We start from the raw sequence: 20,417 nt of genomic DNA on the forward strand, positions 1-20,417 counted from the left end.
GAATTAGTTCGCCAAAAACGCTCTGAGTAGATCAATTTCTTATACTGATTGGTATAAACACTTGTTGCTGTAATAAAAGGGCGCTGATATAGATTATCAGCGCCCTTTTTATTTATGTATTCTTTAAATGGCTAAATTCTTACTTGATCATACTTATACCAAGCCACGATACTTCCTAGAACAGGTGTAATCCAAACTGCACTTTTCTCATCAGTATAAACCCGATAAAAATACAGCTCTTCATCGGTAATATCATGCTTTCTAATCGCTCTATAAAAGTGCATTGCCGACGGACTTACAGTCTCAGGTTTAATGAACTCTTTTTGGCTTAGCTTAACTTGGAACACATCAACCGCAATACCGCTTATTTTCTGCTGGTACTGCTTAAACGTACCACGGACTTTGTATTTAATTGGCGTGGTTAAACAGTCTTCGTCGGTAATACACGTTGCCGAATAAAATTGGCCACTATCTTTCCCTTCATAGATCAAAGATAGACTCAGATCTGCGCGAACTAACAGTTCACCAGCCACAGGAAAATACACATCGGCACGGTAGTGATGTTCAGTGATGTCGCCATCACTACTATCATGAGGGATAATGATTTTGTTATATCGAATACGCTTCTCAAGCCGCTCAGAAAGCTCAGCAAACTGATTGATATTTAGCCCTGCGGGATTCAAATCAATCGCAGCAATATTCATTAATCCAAGGCCGGAACATTGGCCTTTTACAACTTCAGGACAAACCGCTAATGAGTAGTTACGGCCATCGGTCGCGGTAAAACCTTCAAAGCCTTTAAAGTCTTCTAGGTGATTACTTTCAGGGGCAAGGTGCTTTTGCCACATAGAGTGGTGCAGATGCTCGACATCATTCTTGTAGAACATAGGTACAATCTCTTTAGTCCCCCCTATATTCAAAGCCATTTTCTTATCTGCATTCCACAGGCCACTATTCTTAACACTGCGATGATAATCGCTGTTATACCAGCAAAACAGGATCAGTAGTAACGCCAACACAATGCCGGCAACTTTAACCATCATTGAAGCATCAATGAGTGCTGTTTTTATCGATTCAGCATCATTCACCGCCAACATTTTGATGTGTGATCGCTCAGAGATATGCAGCTCGTAGCCACGGCGAGCAACGGTTTTTAGCTGTACTTCAGGATAGTCTTCTAGCTTTTTACGTAAAGTGCTAATGCACTGAGTCAAAGATGTAGCCGCAACAACACGGTCAGGCCAGCCTATCGCCAGCAGCTCTTCCTTTCCACACACACCATCAACAATAAGTAACTGATGTAAAACCGCAGATTCTGAAAACGTCAAACTGATAGTCGTATTGTTAACACGATCCATCAATTGTTTAGCCTGCTCATCTAGCTCCAGATAAGGAGTAACTTTTAGCAAGATTAACCTCTTAGAATGTCGTCAATTGAGTAGGCCAATTAAACCTGCACATTACTCTGGATTATAATGATAGAAACAATTTTTAAATGTGATTGTTACCTCAATTAGCTCGTCATATCTAACAGCGGTATGTTGTTGTTCACAAAATGAAAAATAATTAATAACATGCAGAATTAGCACTCACTAATTTTTCACAATCATGCCACAGTCAAACTCAACAAAGAAAACAATTTATAACGGTTTGCTACTAAATAATCTTTGGGAAATAAACAATAAACTACTGATCCAACCCATCATCAATAAATACATCGCAAATAACCCTAAATCGATATCAGCAATCATAGATAATGCCGCGCCCGTGCCTTGTGCATCAACAGCAACTAAGTTCATTGCTCGATAAAGATCTGTAGGGTTCAGCGCAATTAAAATGTTAAGCAGCTGCTTATCCATAAACCCGACATCGGAAACCAATACAGTTAGTAGCAATAAATCATAGATAAGCACTAACAGAAACCACACAAATAGCAGCCCCGCTACTGCCTTGGCTTTCTCTGTTGCTCGCAAACTGACAATATAACCCAGCAAAATAAACGTCAGCGCGAGTAAGTTACTACTGAGAATAAACTGCATAAATACACTCAATACTTCATGGGGAGCGTATTGCTCTCCTAGCATAATCAATAATATTGCCGTTAAACCAAAAGCACAGCTAGTAGTAATAAACATGACCAAGCAGTGGCCTAAAAGTTTGCCCATTAATATCTGACTACGACTGACCGGGTATGACAGCAGCAATAGCAAAGTCCCCGCCTCCTGCTCACCAACAAAACTATCGTAGCTAAGTAAAATTGCCGCTAAGGGAATAATGAATACTGCGGTTGTTGAGAGGCTCGACATTAAGTTAGCCAACGGAGGCAACGCTAATTCACCGGTGACCGCACTTCCTGCAAAGGTGACTGACAGAGATAGCATCATAAATATGCCTCCCATAAACAAGATCCAACGATTTCGTAAACTGTCACGTAACTCTTTACTCGCGATAACCCAAACAGGCGATGTTAACTGCATGCTATTCATAATGGACTCTGACTCACCGTTGGACGAAGGAGTTGCTGTAGCGATTGTCGCCAGCTTTTATGTGTTGTAGCCACTTTACTTGGTTCTGCTCTATCAAGTTGTTGCAACATACAATGATGGTAAATAGACTCTAAACTCGGCTCAATAACACTAAAGTCACTGCACTGTTTTTGCTGTACCAAGTATTCCACCACGGCGCTGCGCTCAGCACTATCAACCAGTAGTTTTTGTCCTTGGCTAAACGAGGCCAAATAGCTATCGCGCTGCACAGTACCAGCAAAATCAGCGAGCTTTATTTGGCTCTTCAATCCACTCGCTTGGCGTAACTCATTAAGGCTGCCACAGCCTACCCGACGACCTTGTGCCAGTAGCAAAGCACTATCAAGATGCTTCTCTACAATCGACAGTTCATGAGTGCAGACAATCACAGCGCAGCCCTGCTGCTTGAGCGAATCTATTTTCTGATAAAGAAACTGCGATGCCTGTGGGTCAAGCCCCACGGTTGGCTCATCGAGCAATAAAATATCGGGATGAGATAAAATCGCCTGCGCAACGCCCAAGCGTTGCTTCATCCCTTTTGAGTAGGTTTTTAATGGCTTGTGCTGCGCATAACCAAGCTCAAACTCTTCAATTAATTGCTTGACTCGGGTGTCATTAACTCCTTTTAACGCTGCGAAATAACGCAACACTTCAAGGCCAGTTAACTTGTCATAAAAGCTGACATCTTCGGGTAAGTACCCCAGATTGACACTCGATAGATTAGGCTTATTGTGCACGAGCAACTTGCCTGTCGTTGGCTTTACCAACCCCAGAATCAATTTGATTAGACTCGATTTTCCAGCACCATTGTGGCCAAGTAACGCAAGCGTTTGCCCCTGAAAGATATCGATATTGATATCTTGCAATGCATCAAAGTCACCAAAGCGTAAACCAACATGCTCAACCCTTACAACGGGCTTTTGGCTAGTAGAATGGATGTTAGTGTTCATAAGCGAGCTCACTGACAGAAGTTGTCGACTCGACAACTTGATTAATCTGAGTCGGTTGCATCAAAGGGAAATCATCCTTTATGCCCGTAGCGGTAAATACCGTCATTTGCGATTCGACCCAACGTAATAGTGACACCACAGGGCTATTCATCAGAAATTTGGCTTCAGGGTAACGCCAGAATAATTTATCCATTGAATCATTAGGCTGATAACTCTGATCACCAATGCCGTCTTGAGTATGATCCCAGCCCATGTAACTACTCCAATAGTTACCCCGCCCCTGTTGGCTCCATTGCAGCAATTCATCGCCAACGTACTTCACCTGGGTAAGGTTATTGATAAAGTTATTTTCATAAATACGATTCTTCTCTCCACCCATTGCCATCGCAATGCCAATATCACTCAAGGCAAACTCATTACCGCGGATCTCGTTATCTAACGCGCCATAAATAAACATTGCTCTACCTTGGTTACCTAATGCTTCCTGACCTTGGGGGTTATGCACATTACGCAGTACATTAAACTCAATGCGCGCACCGTTGGTGATATTAAGTAACACTCCGTACTCAGTGGCATTTTCTGCTCGGTTATGATGTAAATAGACAAATTTAGAGCTCATGACCGCATAACCGCCGCTGACGTTTTCACTATGATTGCCATAAGCTTCATCATGCTCGCTATACATGTAATGAATACCGTACTGCTGGTGATAGAAATGGTTATTCGTCACTAAGCTGCCTTTGCTCGATTCGATATAAACGCCATCTCTAACATGTTCAATGTGGTTAAGCTCAACCATTGCTTGCTGCACTCGATTAAGATGAATACCATCTCCTCGATCAAGCACATGTAGTCGGGGATTACCGTGAATTTGGTTGTAACCTATTACCAGTTGCTCACTATGATCGGCTCGGATCCCAAAACCATCACCTTGCAGGTGGTTATGCATGATCTTGATATTGCGACTGTGCTCCATGACCAAAATACCCGCATCACGCTCATACAGATCTCCGCCCCAATTCTCAATCCTAAGGCCTTCAATCGTGACATCATTAGCTTTGATGGTGATTGCACTTCCCAACCCTTTGGCATCAATAACGGCCCCATCTTCACCTTTAATGATGAGTGATTTTTGTATTTCTACATTTCCCTGATAACGGCCGGATTTTAAAATAATGGTGTCGCCAATGCGTGCTTGAGTGAGTTGCTGCTGTAGGTCTTGGCTATTATTGACTGACCATGTCGCAGCCATCGAGTTGTTGCTTAGCATTACGCAGGCAATCAACAGGATAGAAACTGACACAACAGCTAATTTGGTCATAACACTTAACCTATTTCAGCTCACTCACCCGCAAGCAACTTGGTATCAATCTGATCATAACTAAGTACGATACCGCCTAACTCTTCGGCAAACTTTAGCGCGGCCTCTTTGGTGCCAAAGCTGGCCACAGCAGGTCCCATCACCGCCTTTTTACTCGTACCGTAGACATACCATGCAGTTTTAGCATCGATAAAAGCGCTATCTTGTGGATGATCCCAGTCGGTCTTCGCCATATCGTGTACGAATAACTCTTGTACTTGGCGCTTGTTTTCACTTTGTAGTACAAAGTTAAACATATCCCGTGTTGAACAGAATTTAGGAGTAACCGCTTGGCCTTTGAGGTGTACCTGACCTTTAGGTCCAGGGTATTTTGTAATCATCATGCCACACATATGGCAGCGGTCATGGTCATGAATCGCTTGCGCTTTAACAACAATGTCTTCGTCTGCACTTTGGCTACAGGCGAATAACAACGGTAATAGCAGCAAGCCCAAGAGTTTTTTCATTTCTAACCTCAAATATATTGGTAAAACCTTCTCGCTAGCTTTCAAGACAACACCCAATTGCGACCCTGCAGGGGCGGTGCAATTGAGGTTGCCCTACTCACCATCATTCAAACTTTACAACTTAGATTGCAAAGTTTTGTCCTGCATATAAGATAAATAAACGCAGGCACATCATGCCGCTCACGGCACACAACCCAGAAGCATAGAATGCTTTTGAAGAGTGACTGAATGACTTACTGGTCGCAAAGTTCAGCAGTAGCGGACCACCAAAACCAATACCAATAACACCCAGCCAGAACACTGCTGCCCATTGCCCAGTATGGAAGGCTTCAAACGCGCTTTGGGCGCCAGCATTACCCGTCATCAAAGACATCACAATCATGAATATGAACATGGCTTCAGCGAACATAATTGGCCATTCAGCACCATGCAGTAACTTCATGTCTTGACTGTGTAAGTCCTCTTTGAAGAATGATACCGCCACCATTTTTGCTGCCGCAGCACCAGCCGAGATCCCTGATGCAATAAATAGTGCTGGTAGCACCGAGGTATTGATAATCGGGAAACGAATAAGCGCAGAGATAAGGAAGCCTGTATAAGCACAAACTGACAGAGCCAAAACCAGCACTAATATTTCAGCAGGCTTACGCACCGACTGCAGCTTCTCAATCACCGGGATTAAGAACTTAAGCGCTGGAATAGCACGGATCTCATCTTCTAACGCGTAAAGCGAGATTAATGCTGTTAGCGGGATATAAGCTGTTAGTGCAATCACACCGATAGACATCACGGAATTAAGGTTGTAGTACACCAAAATTCGCCAGAAGAATAACGGGTTGGTCAAATCAAGCACCAAGCACAACATGCCTAAGCTAATAGTTGCTAGCGAAATCACTGCAGCCGCTTTGTAAAATGGCGTATTGGTTGTCTGCTTCTTATACATACGGATGAATATCGCAGTGGCTAGCGCACCACCGGAAATCCCCGCAAAAAACAGATAAACCGCAATCGGCCAAGGCCAAGCAATGCCTTGCGACAAGCCCATGGTAAAATCAATAGTTCCGTCCATTGCTACACCCCTAACTTAACAATTGGTATGTATCGCAAGCTAGGTTCAGTACCAAACCCAGGCTTGATCCGCACAGAATCCTTCACTCTTAATAACTTGCTGACATAAGAGGTAGGATCATTGGCGTCACCAAAAATCAGCGCATCATAACGACACTGCTGCACACAAGCAGGAAGCTCACCCTTCACAAGCTTGGTGTTTAAACAGAAGTCACAGTTATCAGCAACATCAGTCTCTTTGTTGATGAAGCGAGCATCGTATGGGCAAGCGCCAATACAGTACTTACAACCCGCACATTTCGATGCGTCCATCGTCACAATGCCTGTCTTCTCATCACGATGAGCAGCGCCCGTTGGGCAGACTGTGACACAAGGAGCGTTCTTACATTGCTGGCACGAAACCCGTACATATTTGCGTTCACAGTCACAGTTCTTCTTGCCACAGTGAGGACAAGTTTCGCCTGCTACGCCACCTGATTGCTGCTCCATAATCATCCGTGATTTACCATCAGGAAGATTATTGGTCACGTTACAAGCGTCCTTACACTCGCCACAACCGGTGCACTTATTTTGATCAAACACCATTACATAATGGGGTTTATTTGCATCTGACTCCTCTTCGATAGAACTGCACCCTAAGGGCGCTATTATCAAAGAGCTGGCTCCTAAGCATTTAAGGAACCTCCGTCTCTCTATATTTTCACTCACAGCATCCTCCATCTATCAGCTGTCTTGCTGACCTATTTTTTATTGGTGTGACTTTACTCAGATGCAGTCACTGAACGATTAGCTATTTTTTGCTCGGTTTTTAAAATTGCATTATTAATTGAAGCTCGATTAAAGCGTTGGCTTTGACTGCGTAGCAGTAACTGCCAGTGAGTAATTGCAGTTTCATACTCTTGATTAAGGTATGCATCGGTAGCAATAAGTAACTGAGATTGAAACTCAAATTCGTCCAGTGCTAACGCTCTAGCCAGCACTAATTTGGTTTCGATACTCATCTCACGATTGTCGCGGTAGTACATAGCAGTGGCTTTCATCCCTAACGTGTTAGCGTCATCACCTGTGATGCGCAATAAGTCATTTAAGGTTGCTATAGATTGAGCATATAAGCCGCCCTCTGCGTACGATTGAGCTAAAGTTAATAATGCAATTTCATTGCTAGGTTGCTCATTTACTTTTCGTGCGTTCTTATTGATATCTGCGGCGATCAGATAATCAATGTTCTCGTCAATGACTCCTTTGTCCCATTCACTAAACCGCCCTATCTGGCTGTAAACCATCAAGGGAATGATTAACATCACTAAAGAGATTGCTGCTGGTACCGCTCCGTTAAAAGCTCGTCCCTTAGCAGTTGACGCAGCCTCCTGGCTCGCTAGCGCAGTACGTTTGAGATGATGAGCTTGAAGGTGATGGCCCCAAACACACGCAATAACGCTAACCAGACAAAAACCAATACCAACAGCAAGACTACTCATAGTGACTCTCTAATTTGTGTGAACTTATTGAGTGGGTGGCGACTAATGCCCGCTACCGGATCCCATCATGCCACCCATGCCCATACCGCTTAGCCCCATGCCATGCGCGTTCTCACCTGGCGCTTCAACTTTAACCAGTTCAACTTCGAACACTAAGGTGGAACTCGGTGGAATAATGCCAACCTGCTTTGTGCTATAAGCAAGCTCTGACGGGATAGTGAATTTATAGGTAGAACCTTCATTCATCAGTGGGATCCCTTCCTGCCAACCTTCAATCACACTCATCAGTGCAAAGCGGTTTGGTTCGTTACGCTCATAAGAGTTGTCAAACTCAGTACCGTCGATTAAGTAACCTTTGTAGTGCACAGTAACCACGTCTTCAGGGTTAGGTTTACGTCCCTCTCCTTCTGCAACGACTTGATACTGCAAACCAGAGTCGGTAACGATGACACCGTCTTGTTTTTTGTTATTAGCGAGGTAACTACTACCGGCGGTCATGTTTTCTAATGCGATGCGCTCATTGGCCGCTTCTTTAGCAGCATTTAATTGCTCTGCGCGTTGATTCAGATAAGTTAAAATCTCTTCATCTGAATATTGTGTGTTGTTCTTGAGGGCATCAACTACCCCTTCAATCACTCGCTCAACATCCACTTCGGCGCCCAACTCTGTTTGAGAATAGATCTGGCTAGAGAGATACTTGCCTAAAGAGGCGCCAATACTGTAAGACTCTTTTTGAACCTCAGTATTGAGTGGTGTATTTGCCATGCTGCTTGCAGAAATAAATAGTGAAAGACCTGCTACAACAGCTAATGAAGTTTTAGTAATTTTTGTCATTTTTATCATCTCATTTAGGAAAATTAGTATTCACGAAATTGATTGCCAAAGATCCATCTTCTATGGTTTTTCAATCACTCGGTTTGATAGTCGCCAGCCATATATCCCATCTGGCATCTGCTTCACATCGGTATAACCCATTTTCATCACCGCTCTTGCTGCTATTTCACTGGCATTACAGATACGGTTGGCGCAGTAAAAAACCATCGGTGTGTCTTTCTTTTCAGGTAGTAGCGTTCTCCAATCTTGAATATTGAAATAGATAGCGCCGGGAATGTATCCCTCAGCCCATAACTCCAACGTGTTAACATCAAAGAAAGTCACTCCACCTTGCTCTAGTAACATCTCAGCTTCGCGCATGGTGATAGTATTGAGCTGATGCTCATATCTTGGTGCTGGTGCCATTTCGCTACCGCCACCTGCTAAGCAGCTTGCCGAACTTGCGATTAATGTCAGTGTGACTAGTATTTGACCCAGTGCTTTTTTCATCTCATCCCTCTCTTAATACCTCGACACCTTCTAGTACTTAGTCCAGTGTCGAGGTCGTTAAAGGCTTATCGCTTATTTAGCTTTGTAACCTGAACCATCAAGGATGTTCTGCGCTTGAGTAACATAAGTTAGCGCGGCATCTAGACGTTTCTGGCTGTAGCGGAAACCATGTACACCCCAAGAACCATCTTTCTTGATTAGGTCAACTGTCTGTTGCGCCTTCTCAGTAAGAAGTAGCACTTGAGTCTTGTCTTCCGTAGGAAGCTTGGTCACTTCAAGTAGTTGGTCAATACGTACTAACGCTTGCTCAACTTGGCCATATACTTCCTTAATAGGCGTCTGCCATTTCATTACTTCGCCGTAGATTTCCATTTGGTCTTTATAGTGCAGCCCTGTTTCAAGTTCTGATTGGAACTGGCTATGACAACCTTTGTTTTCTACTACGTCATGATCTGAAATCGCGGTACGTGCACAAGACCACATTAAGTCAAGGTAAGTACGACCGTCTTCGTTCTTAGCAACAGTCCAACCTTTGCCAGCATCTGGGCCTTGAGTACGAGGCTCACCTTCTGGTGGGTTCAGCGTCTTACGAACTGGGTCGACGTCAATCTTCCACATGTGAGACTTACGAACCGCATCAAAACCAGCTTGGTCAGGGAACTGCATCGCCTTGAAGTTCTCACAGCTACCCATATTAGGCATGTGACAGCTTTGACAAGTTTGTTCGCTGTGCGTCTTAGTGTTTTCAGCAATCAAAGTCTGAGCTTCGTGACAATCTTTACAGTCTTTCTTCAGCTTCGGCTTAGTGATACCAGACATCCAATCACCGTCAGTCACCTCATGCGGATCATGACAAGTTGTACAGCGCATGCCTTTTTCGTAATGCTTAGAGCCAAACATCTGTGAACCTTCGGTACCACAAGATGGACATAAAGACTTCATCTTCACGCCGAACGCTAACTCAGGCTTGCCTTTTTCAGCTGCACTTTCAGTCATTGTTGGATCGTATTGGAAGCGTTGATGACAACGTTCACAGTTAGACTGCATGCCACCAGTACCGCCATCTAAGTGACCACCTGCGCCATGACACTCTTCACAAGCAATACCTTTAGAGATGGTATGTTCTTGCAGCTTCTTAGGGTCACCTAAGGCGTCAAAGAACTCTTGCTTGTCTTGGAAGTCGAACTTGAAGGTATGACAAATTTCACAGTAAGACGAAGCAGGTTGGAACAACATCTCTTTACGGTACTTAGCACCATAAGAGCTCATGCCTTTTTGATGAGAACCTGAGTCACCGAAGTCAGCCACAGTAAGTGGGAACTCTGGAATAACGTCATTAATTTTCTTCGCCATATCGTCGGTAAGCCATTCCGCCCAACCTCGGGAGAACTGGTTTGCACCGGCAACCATTTTACCGCTGCCATCACGCAACAAGCCGCCTTCAATGTGGTAAGTACCGCGCACTAGCCAAGCATCAATGAAACCGTATTTAGTACGGGGAGTACCTACAGTGGCGTAGATCATGTCAGGGGTAATACCGTCTGGCAAAATAGAAGTATCTTTGGTGCCATACATGGTTTTTTCGATATCGTTATCTACTTCTGGATGCTCACCAGGGAAACGAATTGTTTTTGCATGACGTGAACGTTTCCACTTCTCATATTGAGCGGCATGACATTCAGCACATTTTTCTGGGCCAACAAAATTGTTAGGGTAATCAAGAATTGATTTTGCCCCTAAACGGTATTGAATGGAGCGAGGTTTTCCATCTATTTTGCTATATTTCGGGCTATGTCCAGTATCAAAATACTCTTCACCACGGTCACTAATGTGGTAATCACCCACTAAGTTACCTGACTCTTGATATTTAAAGAGAGGGTGGTTTTCGAATAGAAAATCGAAAAGTTCTGCCTCTTGGACAACGTAGTCTTGCAGTGTTTTAACACCGTTAACTTTCTCTGTGCCCTGGTAATCAGCAATCATCTCTTTAGCTGTCTTGCCCATTTCTGGTACGCTGTTGTATTTACCGCCAGCAGCGTTCACATTAGCAATGGCACCAAAACAAAACAGCACGCTTAATGCTACCTTGTGTTTCCATCGTCTCATCATTCACTCCTACTTATCATCAGTTTTATTCTTTGAATTTTGTTGGTACTTTTAACGCATCACATTTAACTTCTACTTTACTTAACCTATAAATAGCTTCACCGATTTGCTATTCATCCAGCTAAGCATCCCGTAATAAATCAAACATGTTTTACAAAACCTAACCGTTCACCGAACGACTTAAACAACTGAGCAACCGCTATTCTCCTGATTCCAAATAGAAAAAACATGCGCTAGAGCACATAAAAAAACGCATTAGTTGTGATGAGTTATAAAAGACTCTTAGTCCTTTAGTAACAAGCAGATAGAGTTTTTAAGTGATAAGTTTTTATGAGTTAAAGCTGTTATTTTTAGATCTAAAAAAAGCTGATGGCTGCAATTTACATATTAAAAATTGTAGCCATCAGTTTGACGGCTATAGAATTTGAGGTGCCTCTCATTAATCCATATTCCCGTCCCTTAGGATAAGAACAAGTCAACAAAACGCTTAATTTAAATATTGATAAAATATTTATATACATGCTCAATAAATGAACGCAAGTAATTAAAATAGAGTAGAACATATTTATTTTACTGCTTTAAATTTAATAAATAGGCACAGACATGATCCCAGAGATAGGCTTAATATTATTAATAATATCTTCTTCGTTATCACTTATATTATCCATCGTAACGGTTGCGGGTATTAAGTTAGATAGTGAATACCTATTAAGTTACACCAAGCCATTAGCAACATTGATGTGCTTTACTTTAATAACTGCAATAGCAGTACTGGCCTATTGTTTTCTCGTTAATGATTTTTCTGTTGCCTATGTCGCCAATAACTCAAACACTCAGTTAGCAACCTTATATAAGGTTGCTGCAGTTTGGGGCTCACATGAAGGTTCAATGCTGTTTTGGGTAGTATCTATAGCGGTTTGGACTGCCTTTATCATTAACCGTGCCCCCAAGACCGAACAACATTTCCACCATAAGCTTGTTGCTGTTGCTGCTTTACTAATATTTGGGTTTTGCCTATTTTTGCTTTTTACCTCTAGTCCTTTTACGCGGTTACTGCCTGATATCCCGATTGAAGGCAGAGATCTCAACCCAATACTGCAAGACATTGGACTCATTATTCATCCGCCCCTACTGTTTCTTGGTTATGTAGGGTTAACCATCTGCTTTGCTGGCGCTATTGCCGCTTTACTGAGTGGTGGTCTTAGTCAGCAATATGCTCGCTACCTGCAACCGTGGGCGATTCTGGCATGGGTGTTCTTAACTGGCGGTAATGCTTTTGGTTCTTGGTGGGCTTACAACGAACTAGGATGGGGTGGATGGTGGTTCTGGGATCCTGTAGAGAACGCCTCTTTTATCCCTTGGTTAGTAGCTACAGCCATGGTGCACTCTATCTTACTGACAGCCAAGCGTGGACTACTTGGCTCCTGCAGTATTTTTCTCGCCATACTGGCATTCTCATTGAGCTTACTCGGTAGCTTCTTAGTCCGTTCAGGTGTAGTGCAATCGGTACACGCTTTTGCCTCAGATCCAACCCGTGGTTTGTCGATACTCATCCTGTTGATTGTATTCTCAGGCTCTGCTTTGGCGTTGTTTGCCCAGCGAGTAAAAATAAAGTCAACACCTCTTGGCTTCTCACTATTATCCAAAGAAAGTTTGGTTCTATTTGGTAATATGTTGTTGGTGGTTGCAGCAATTTCAGTGCTACTAGGCACCTGCTATCCCCTTATTTTTGAAGTTATTACCGGCCAAACTATTTCAGTAGGAGCGCCCTACTTCAACAGTATCTTTATTCCTATAGCAGCGCTTATATTTTTACTCATGGGCTTTGCGCCACTGCAAAAATGGCAATCTAGCAACAAACTAAAACCGGCACTAATATTAGCAGCGATATGTTTGGCTATGGCGCTCATTGCTACCCTAATGATGCAAGATCGCTTTAACATTTGGCTGCTAATTGGTCTGTTCTCTGCGCTGTGGATCATCAGTGCCACAGGGCTTGCGGTAGTGCAACGGGTCGCTTTCAAAAAATATGAAGTAAACAATGGTAACTACGGCTCCTCGATACGCTTTTACGCCATGTGTATTGCGCATTTGGGCGTAGCTGTCTCAGTTCTGGGCGCTACTTTGGTATCAAACTTCGAAACTGAAGAGCTACTTCGGATGGGGCCAGGTCAAGGAAAAACGCTTAGTGGCTACAGCTTTATCTATGAAGAGACTCAAGCAGTAGATAGTCGCAGCTACAGTGCGATTCAAGCACAGATCAGAGTGTTAGATAGCCAGGACAAATTCATCACCTACCTTTACCCTCAAAGGCAAACCTTCAAAACCAATGGAATGCAAATGTCAGCGGCAGGTATTCGCAGCGGTTTATTTGGCGATCTCTATGTTTCTATGGGACAGAAACTGACTGACAATAACAATCTCAATGACAACGAATACCTCATCCGAATAAGCTATAAACCGCTGGTAAACTGGATATGGTTAGGTGCAATGCTAATGATGTTTGCGGGATTGGCGACCGTTTTGCTGCCTAAGCCTAGTATGGTCAACTCCGCAGTAAAGCCCCGCCAGCATCAGGAGGTTTGTAATGAAACTGCCTAGCCACTCACTCAATAATATGATTGCAGTAAAGCTCTTCACAACTGCGGTAATCGCATTGCTGCAGCTGTTTATCTGTATCACTGTATTCGCTCAAGAACATAGTGCGCCAACCCACTATAGCGAACAACAAAAACAGGTCCTTGGCTTTGAAATAGCTCGAGAACTACGCTGCCCCATGGCGGTGAACCAAAACCTGTTCGACTCGCAAAGTCAGATCGCCAGTGAACTGAAAGGGCAAATATTTTTGATGTTAGAAGAGGGGCAATCTAAAGCGGCGATTATCGACTTTATGGTTGCCCGTTATGGCGACAAGATCCGCTATATGCCGCCGCTAAATAGCCATACCGCTGTACTTTGGCTATTGCCACTGGGGCTAGTCATTATGGTGCTTATCGGCGGATTCATTTTTATTAGACCAACACTTATTGCCTCAAAGAACATTCAGGACACTTCACATGACTAAGTTAGGTATACATAAAGGCTTTAATGCCAAACAGCGGCTTCTCTCATCGGTGGCTTTTATCAGCCTTAGTTTAGGTTTGGTTTTTTCTACGCAGGCATCGGTACCGACTAACAAAGTCTACGATACTGGCGAACCGATTGAAAAACCTATGATCATGTCGCGATTTGTCGAGATGAGCGCAGCAAGGCAGGTGCCCGATGTTAGTTTTAGCGATACCAAAGGGGACGCTGTAAACCTAAAACAGTTTGATGGCAAAGTGGTACTCGTTAGCCTGTGGGCGACTTGGTGCTCACCCTGTATTAAAGAGATCCCACAGATGGAAGCTATTCGTCAAGCCAACATCAACAATGACCTTTTTGTACTGCCGATATCGATTGATGAAGAGAGCGATAAAGTGGCGGCATTCTTAGAACGTCACGACCTTAGTTACTATCAAACTTGGCTAGATCCTGAAATGAACATCGGCCAGGTCATGCCTGCAGATATTGTCCCTGCCACTTATGTATTTGACGGCTCGGGCAACCTTATTGGCTTTTTGCGCGGCTACCTCGATTGGGGAGATAAAGAGATCCAGCCTTACCTTGAAAAACTCATCGACAAATACGCAAAACGCTAACCCTTTTCCTCGCTAAGCTCTAACTCAACATATCTATAGAGCAGCCCCTTTGATGATGATCAAAGGGGCTTTTTTGTAAAACAGCTGCAAATTGCTCGGTGAAAGGCTAAGTAAATCTTGGTGAAGCTTGGTGAAAGCAGTTGTCAGTTGGTGAAACATGGGTAAAGTAGATATTTAGTATAGGCTCAAGTAGCTAAAGCTGACTCTAATGGTCACTGCATTTAAGTTGTGGATATGCAGCAAATGTCATTTACCAAGATAACGTCCAATCACTGGGCACGCTATAGGATGGCACTATCAATTATCACTACCAATTTGCTGACTTTAAGTTAGACACCCAGCTTGGAACACTTGTTCGTAATGACGCCGAAGAACTAAAACTGCCTTGGTTAAGCTATCAGCTACTTTGTACACTTTTAGCAGCAGCTCCAGCGATATTAAGCCAACAACAACTGGTCGAAAAGGTCTGGCCCGATACAGTAGTTGGTAATGAAACATTGAAGCAACGGGTAAAGCTACTAAGGCGAGCACTAGGAGATAACGCCTCACAGCCCAAATATATCGAAGCGATCAGAGGCCGTGGTTACCGCATGATTAGTGAGGTAAACAAAACGCCGATAGCCGACTCCTCCTTAGGCGTAAAGTTAAGCTTAGCCAATGATAGCTATGTCAGCCCTAAAGCTGGCCACGGTTATCCTTTATTTTGGAAGGTTACCTCACTGGGGCTTGCCACAATTGTGGTACTGTTTGCCTTCATCGCCCTGCTTATCTCCTCTAGCCATAATATTCCTAAATCACTCAGCGAGACCATGGCAGATCAACAAGCCCAAGGCTTTGATAATGAGCTTTATCGTAAAGCGCTAGATTACTATCATCGCTATCGCCAAGCAGATAACTTAAATGCTATAAAACTGTTCAAATCCGCCATAAAAATCAACCCCAATATGGCCAAAGCTTATGCCGGGCTATCAGATGCTTACAGCCAAGGGGTATTTCAGTTTAACGGTGACGATCATTGGCAACAGTTAGCCATCGATGCCGCCTATAAAGCGATAGCACTCGATCCCAATTTGGCTCAAGCTTATAAAGCGCTAGGACTGGCTTACTACAATAAGGGCTGGTTAACTAAAGCCGCCAATGCCAATCTAAAAGCGCTGCAAAAGCCAAGTGGTTTTAGCGAAGCGATGTCAAACTTAGGCTTTATCTATCGTGAAATGGGCCAGTTACAACGGGCGTTGTATTGGAACAATAAAGCACTCGATAGAGATAACACCAACAGCGTTAGCATGGTTCACAAGGCACAAACCTTACTCGCACTCACCCAATATTCACAAGCTAGAGAATGGCTCGACAAAGCATTGCTGTTGCAGCCTGACTCAGTGCTTGGCAACACCACGCTTGGCCTTTGGCTGCTGCAACAGGGGCAATTAGCTGCGGCGCAAAGTCACTTTAGTCAGTTGCTGTTATCACAGCCACAGCAGTTCCAATATCACTATGGTCTAGCGCAAAGCTATCTATATCAGCAGCAATTTGAATTGGCAGCGAAAACGATTACCCCATACATTAACAGCAGCAACAACCATACCCGCCAACATGCTGAGCTACTGCTTTATCTAAGCCAGCAAGATCTCGCTGCCCCCTCACTGATTGAGCAGTACAAACTCCGACTCACTAACGGTTCGGACAGAGCAGAAGACAGCTTGTCATTAGCGTTAATTTACGCTCATCAACAGCAAACTGATGATAGCTTGCGCTATCTGATCCAGGCGATTAATCAGGGCTTACTTAACAGCGAATTATTACTACGTCACCCAAGCTTTGACTATCTACACAATCAACATAGCTTTCAAGTGTTGATCACTGAGATGAACAACCAAAGACAGTGGCAAATAGACAACTAAATCCTCATAAAAAAAAGGCCGAGTATTTTAAAATACTCGGCCTTATCTGACAGTCAAAATGGTTACGCGGTTGCCTCTTCCAATTCAGGCTCTAAACGCTCAATCTTAAAATCATAATGGGCATAAGCGGCACTAATAAACGGGCACACTAAGTTAAAAAAAGCGTAGGGCAGATAGGCAATAGTCGCAACGCCAAGTGTGCTAGCCATGTAAGCGCCACAAGTATTCCACGGGATCAGTGGGCTGGTAATAGTGGCTGAATCTTCCAATGCTCGGCTCAGGTTCACTGGCGCCAAGCCACGCTTGGCGTACTCCACTTTTAACATGCGTCCCGGCAATACGATGGCAATAAACTGATCGGCGGTGATCAAGTTAGCGCCAATACAGCTGGCTAAGGTAGTAATAATTAGGCTACCACTTGATTTAACCCCAACTAAAATGCCCTGCAGTATCCGTTTAAGCAGGCCTGTCACTTCCATGATGCCACCGAATGTCATTGCGCATAAGATCAGCCACACTGTATTAATCATACTGCTCATACCGCCGCGGCTTAATAAACTATCTAGCACTTCATCACCAGTGTTAGCGCTATAACCATTAAACATGGCTATCCAAATGCCTTTCACCAATGCAACCACAGGTAATAGCGTGTCATCTTGTGCTAGTGCAACTACCCCATCAAACTGAAAAATTGCAGCGCAAATAGCACCAGCTATAGTGCCAATAATTACCGTTGGAAACGCCGGCATTCTCTTATATGCGAGGAACAATACCACCAATAATGGTAATAGCAGGTGTAAGCCCGGTGCAAACTGGGCTTCTATCAAGGACAAGGTGGTTTCAAAGTTGCTGCTGTTGGTCGTCGCTTCACTGTTTAAACCAATAAACAAAAAGATAATCAGCGCAATAATTATGCTCGGTACGGTAGTCCATACCATATGGCGAATATGGGAGAAAATATCAGTGCCCGCCACTGCAGGAGCTAAGTTAGTGGTATCTGACATTGGTGACATCTTGTCACCAAAGTAAGCGCCACTGATAATGGCACCAGCAGTAATTTCAACACTGAGTCCCATGGCTGATGCCACGCCCACTAATGCAATACCTAAGGTGCCCGCAACAGTCCAAGAGCTGCCGATACTGATAGCAACCACGGCACATAATAGGCAGCAAGCCGCATAAAAATATTCAGGATTGAGGATCAACATGCCGTAGTAGATCATCGTCGGCACTGTACCAGCTAAAATCCAGGTACCAATTAGCGAACCAACCGTAAACAGGATCAGTAAAGCACCAGTTGCCACGCCAATACTGCGTACAATCCCCTTCTCCATCTCGTTCCAGCTATAACCATTTTTCCAGCCGATCACCAAAGCAATACACGCCGCCATGATCAATGCAATCTGGTTGGCACCATAAGAACTGTCGGATGAGAATAGGTACACCGCAGCGGTCAACATGATCACCAGCGCGATGATAGGCAGCAGTGCATCGAATAACGAAGGTAACCTGTGTTGCGGCTTTTCTTCAGTAGGCGACGGAATCGGGTCATTATTTGAGGTCATACAACATCCTTTTATTATTGTTATCTTTTGCTATGTTATATCGCCTCTAAGACGAGCAACTGATTTAGCAAGCCGACAATCCTTACATAAATGCAACATCAGCGTCCAGCCAACTAGCTTCAGTCCCCCTTTCAACAATACCTACGTCCGCTGCAGAACAGACTAACCATTCAACCTAGCCACTCCGTGACAACTTATTATGCAAAAAATATAGCTTTTAAAGCTGGCAGACATATTTACAAAATAATTTCTCGAAACAGGAAAAAGTGGCTCAAGTTAAAAATTATCCTAACAAACCTGCATCTTCTTTCATTGTGCGGGCAATTATTTTATGGTGAGCTGCATCATTCAGAAAAAGTGCTGCCGCAATGCAAGTGTTTAATATCAGTCGCCTTACGACCGAAAAAGGCATCTTTAGAATCGCTGGCAGCTCAGCCGTGAATAGACCAAATGGTGCGGTTCAGCCCCCAATTCACATCACCTCATTAGAGATTATGAGCACCGATGGCTGGCAAGCATTAGATATCAGTGCAGATTCACTGCAGCCACTACTCAATGAACTGACCTCTCCAGTTATTGAGCACTTAAAAATTGAGAACTAAATGATGCCAAAAGCACATAACAAGTTTGTACTCAGCAGCATAAGTAAGCCTGCCACAGCAGCATGTCTGCTTGCTGCCATGTTATTGGTTACGCCAGCCTTAACGGGATGCAGTGTGCAACAAACTCAATCCGTTGCAGAACCTTTCATTACAGGTGCAGACAGGGCCCGTGAAGCGAGAGAACAGCAAGATGCACACAATATTAATGGCCAACAAAGCACCAATAAAGATGTTGAAGTGGGTATTTTAACCACTATCATGGCATTTCTGTTTTCAGGCCTTAACGAGGATTAACTGACTCATTCCAAGACCTTAAAATAACAACATAGGCTTGAGCCCACTCACTCATAGACCAAGCTTTCATTTTTAAGCTCATTTCTTTACTATGGCGTCAATTTTTGAATATTAGCGCCAAGGGCAATACCAATGAAACTATCCGCTTTAGATCAACCACTCTACGACCACCTTTACCGTGATATTAGAGAGTTTCGGGCAACCTTTGATTTGCCGATTGAAGATGAATCAACACTGGATGATAAAGCCGATACTCTGCACACCTCCCTTGCTATCGAAGAACTAACAGAGCTTGCAGAAGCCGACAGCCGAGTGGAACAAGCTGACGCGATTGTCGACTCCGTTTATGTATTAATGGGCCGCTTAGTGCACTTAGGTGCAACTCAACTGACCGACCGTGTTGAGATCAGCTACGTGATAGATCTACTTTTACATGTGGCTAAAAACCGTGAAATCGATTTTGTGACTTGCTGGGATGAAGTGCACTCAAGCAACATGAGCAAAGTGTGTCGCAACGAGCAAGAGCTAGCAGAGACTATCGCGTTTTATGCCGAGCAAGGCGTAGAGATTGTTGGTAGCACTAAAGGTGATTTCATTATCGCTAAGTGCGCTAAAGATGTTGATATGGCGGGTAAGATTGTTCGCCAAGGTAAGGTGCTTAAATCGGTGTACTATCGTCCAGCGGATTTAGATAAGCTCGTTAAAGCTTAATCTTCTTTTCGCTTTATTTGGGTTGTTTAGTTTTAGTTAGGGTGTACTGGCTTATACCCTAACTTGTTTACCTTTGAATAAAGGCGCATCTAATCGCCTGCGACAGGTAAAACCCTCTAATGCATCAGACTACGTCTGATTATAGTCGTGGTGCTTCGTCCACACCCGAACAAGAAGGACTGCCCGTCTGATATGTATGGATTCATGAATGCCGCGGTGGCATGGATGTCAAAGAACGGCCTTATCCTCCTTGCATACACCATGACGCCCCGACGGAGTTTTTGAACCTCACTCCTTTTCGAAAATAGCTATCGCCTCATATTCGCCGTCCATGACTCACCTCAGGCTATATCGACTTCCATGCCTCGCTTACTCGATTTGTCTTCA

The 20,417-nt window shown here is 43.8% G+C and carries 19 protein-coding genes; 7 read left to right on the plus strand and 12 right to left on the minus strand.

What is annotated here, in order from left to right; genetic code table 11:
• Window positions 1–131: 131 nt before the first annotated feature.
• The 11 genes from AB4238_RS09435 to AB4238_RS09485 all read right to left on the minus strand — a co-directional run bounded on the left by AB4238_RS09435 (window position 132) and on the right by AB4238_RS09485 (window position 11,277).
• Window positions 132–1,409 (minus strand): transcriptional regulator, encoded by a 1,278-nt coding sequence (locus AB4238_RS09435; RefSeq protein ID WP_372033171.1) that lies wholly within the window; start codon window positions 1,407–1,409, stop codon window positions 132–134.
• Window positions 1,410–1,640: 231 nt separating this feature from the next.
• Window positions 1,641–2,486: an ABC transporter permease gene (locus AB4238_RS09440; protein WP_372033172.1), complete on the minus strand. Its 846-nt coding sequence runs from the start codon at window positions 2,484–2,486 to the stop codon at window positions 1,641–1,643.
• Complete coding sequence (locus AB4238_RS09445; protein WP_372033174.1) at window positions 2,483–3,475, minus strand: ABC transporter ATP-binding protein; 993 nt, start codon at window positions 3,473–3,475, stop codon at window positions 2,483–2,485. The genes AB4238_RS09440 and AB4238_RS09445 overlap by 4 nt, the downstream gene beginning before the upstream one ends.
• The gene (gene nosD / locus AB4238_RS09450; RefSeq protein WP_372033175.1) at window positions 3,465–4,796 is read right to left on the minus strand and encodes a nitrous oxide reductase family maturation protein NosD; all 1,332 of its coding nucleotides are present in this window, start codon (window positions 4,794–4,796) and stop codon (window positions 3,465–3,467) included. Before nosD ends, AB4238_RS09445 begins: the two co-directional genes overlap by 11 nt.
• Window positions 4,797–4,816: 20 nt before the next feature.
• A complete protein-coding gene (locus AB4238_RS09455; RefSeq protein WP_372033176.1) occupies window positions 4,817–5,302 on the minus strand; it encodes a nitrous oxide reductase accessory protein NosL in 486 nt (161 codons plus the stop codon).
• 121 nt (window positions 5,303–5,423) lie between these two features.
• The gene (nrfD, locus tag AB4238_RS09460; RefSeq protein ID WP_372033177.1) at window positions 5,424–6,371 is read right to left on the minus strand and encodes an NrfD/PsrC family molybdoenzyme membrane anchor subunit; all 948 of its coding nucleotides are present in this window, start codon (window positions 6,369–6,371) and stop codon (window positions 5,424–5,426) included.
• A gap of 2 nt (window positions 6,372–6,373) precedes the next feature.
• The gene (locus AB4238_RS09465; RefSeq protein ID WP_371993188.1) at window positions 6,374–7,078 is read right to left on the minus strand and encodes a 4Fe-4S dicluster domain-containing protein; all 705 of its coding nucleotides are present in this window, start codon (window positions 7,076–7,078) and stop codon (window positions 6,374–6,376) included.
• A gap of 53 nt (window positions 7,079–7,131) precedes the next feature.
• Window positions 7,132–7,848, minus strand: coding sequence for a nitrite reductase (locus AB4238_RS09470; protein WP_371993190.1), 717 nt, complete (start codon window positions 7,846–7,848; stop codon window positions 7,132–7,134).
• A 42-nt stretch (window positions 7,849–7,890) separates the two neighbouring features.
• Entirely contained in the window at window positions 7,891–8,682 is a 792-nt protein-coding gene (locus AB4238_RS09475) for an FKBP-type peptidyl-prolyl cis-trans isomerase (RefSeq protein WP_371993191.1), read from the minus strand.
• A gap of 60 nt (window positions 8,683–8,742) precedes the next feature.
• Window positions 8,743–9,171 (minus strand): rhodanese-like domain-containing protein, encoded by a 429-nt coding sequence (locus tag AB4238_RS09480; RefSeq protein ID WP_371993193.1) that lies wholly within the window; start codon window positions 9,169–9,171, stop codon window positions 8,743–8,745.
• Between the two features lie 72 nt (window positions 9,172–9,243).
• On the minus strand, window positions 9,244–11,277 hold the full coding sequence (locus tag AB4238_RS09485) for a multiheme c-type cytochrome (RefSeq protein WP_372033188.1): 2,034 nt from the start codon (window positions 11,275–11,277) through the stop codon (window positions 9,244–9,246).
• Between the two features lie 603 nt (window positions 11,278–11,880).
• Between AB4238_RS09485 and AB4238_RS09490 the strand changes: the two genes are divergently transcribed.
• The 4 genes from AB4238_RS09490 to AB4238_RS09505 all read left to right on the plus strand — a co-directional run bounded on the left by AB4238_RS09490 (window position 11,881) and on the right by AB4238_RS09505 (window position 16,858).
• Window positions 11,881–13,878: a heme lyase CcmF/NrfE family subunit gene (locus AB4238_RS09490; RefSeq protein ID WP_372033178.1), complete on the plus strand. Its 1,998-nt coding sequence runs from the start codon at window positions 11,881–11,883 to the stop codon at window positions 13,876–13,878.
• A complete protein-coding gene (locus AB4238_RS09495; RefSeq protein WP_372033179.1) occupies window positions 13,865–14,341 on the plus strand; it encodes a cytochrome c-type biogenesis protein CcmH in 477 nt (158 codons plus the stop codon). Before AB4238_RS09490 ends, AB4238_RS09495 begins: the two co-directional genes overlap by 14 nt.
• A complete protein-coding gene (locus AB4238_RS09500; protein ID WP_372033180.1) occupies window positions 14,334–14,957 on the plus strand; it encodes a TlpA family protein disulfide reductase in 624 nt (207 codons plus the stop codon). Before AB4238_RS09495 ends, AB4238_RS09500 begins: the two co-directional genes overlap by 8 nt.
• Before the next feature lie 380 nt (window positions 14,958–15,337).
• Window positions 15,338–16,858: a winged helix-turn-helix domain-containing protein gene (locus tag AB4238_RS09505; protein ID WP_372033191.1), complete on the plus strand. Its 1,521-nt coding sequence runs from the start codon at window positions 15,338–15,340 to the stop codon at window positions 16,856–16,858.
• A gap of 62 nt (window positions 16,859–16,920) precedes the next feature.
• Here AB4238_RS09505 and nhaC read toward each other — a convergent pair whose 3' ends face one another.
• Window positions 16,921–18,423 (minus strand): Na+/H+ antiporter NhaC, encoded by a 1,503-nt coding sequence (nhaC, locus tag AB4238_RS09510; RefSeq protein WP_372033182.1) that lies wholly within the window; start codon window positions 18,421–18,423, stop codon window positions 16,921–16,923.
• A 368-nt stretch (window positions 18,424–18,791) separates the two neighbouring features.
• On the opposite strand from nhaC, the gene AB4238_RS09515 reads away from it, so the two are divergent.
• From AB4238_RS09515 to AB4238_RS09525, 3 genes are all read left to right on the plus strand, one after another.
• Complete coding sequence (locus tag AB4238_RS09515; RefSeq protein WP_372033184.1) at window positions 18,792–19,025, plus strand: hypothetical protein; 234 nt, start codon at window positions 18,792–18,794, stop codon at window positions 19,023–19,025.
• Window positions 19,026–19,319 (plus strand): hypothetical protein, encoded by a 294-nt coding sequence (locus AB4238_RS09520; protein WP_372033186.1) that lies wholly within the window; start codon window positions 19,026–19,028, stop codon window positions 19,317–19,319.
• A 132-nt stretch (window positions 19,320–19,451) separates the two neighbouring features.
• Entirely contained in the window at window positions 19,452–20,030 is a 579-nt protein-coding gene (locus tag AB4238_RS09525) for a nucleoside triphosphate pyrophosphohydrolase family protein (protein WP_220735571.1), read from the plus strand.
• Window positions 20,031–20,417: the final 387 nt, after the last annotated feature.

The organism is Shewanella sp. 10N.286.45.A1 (assembly GCF_041470405.1).
Lineage (GTDB): Bacteria > Pseudomonadota > Gammaproteobacteria > Enterobacterales > Shewanellaceae > Shewanella.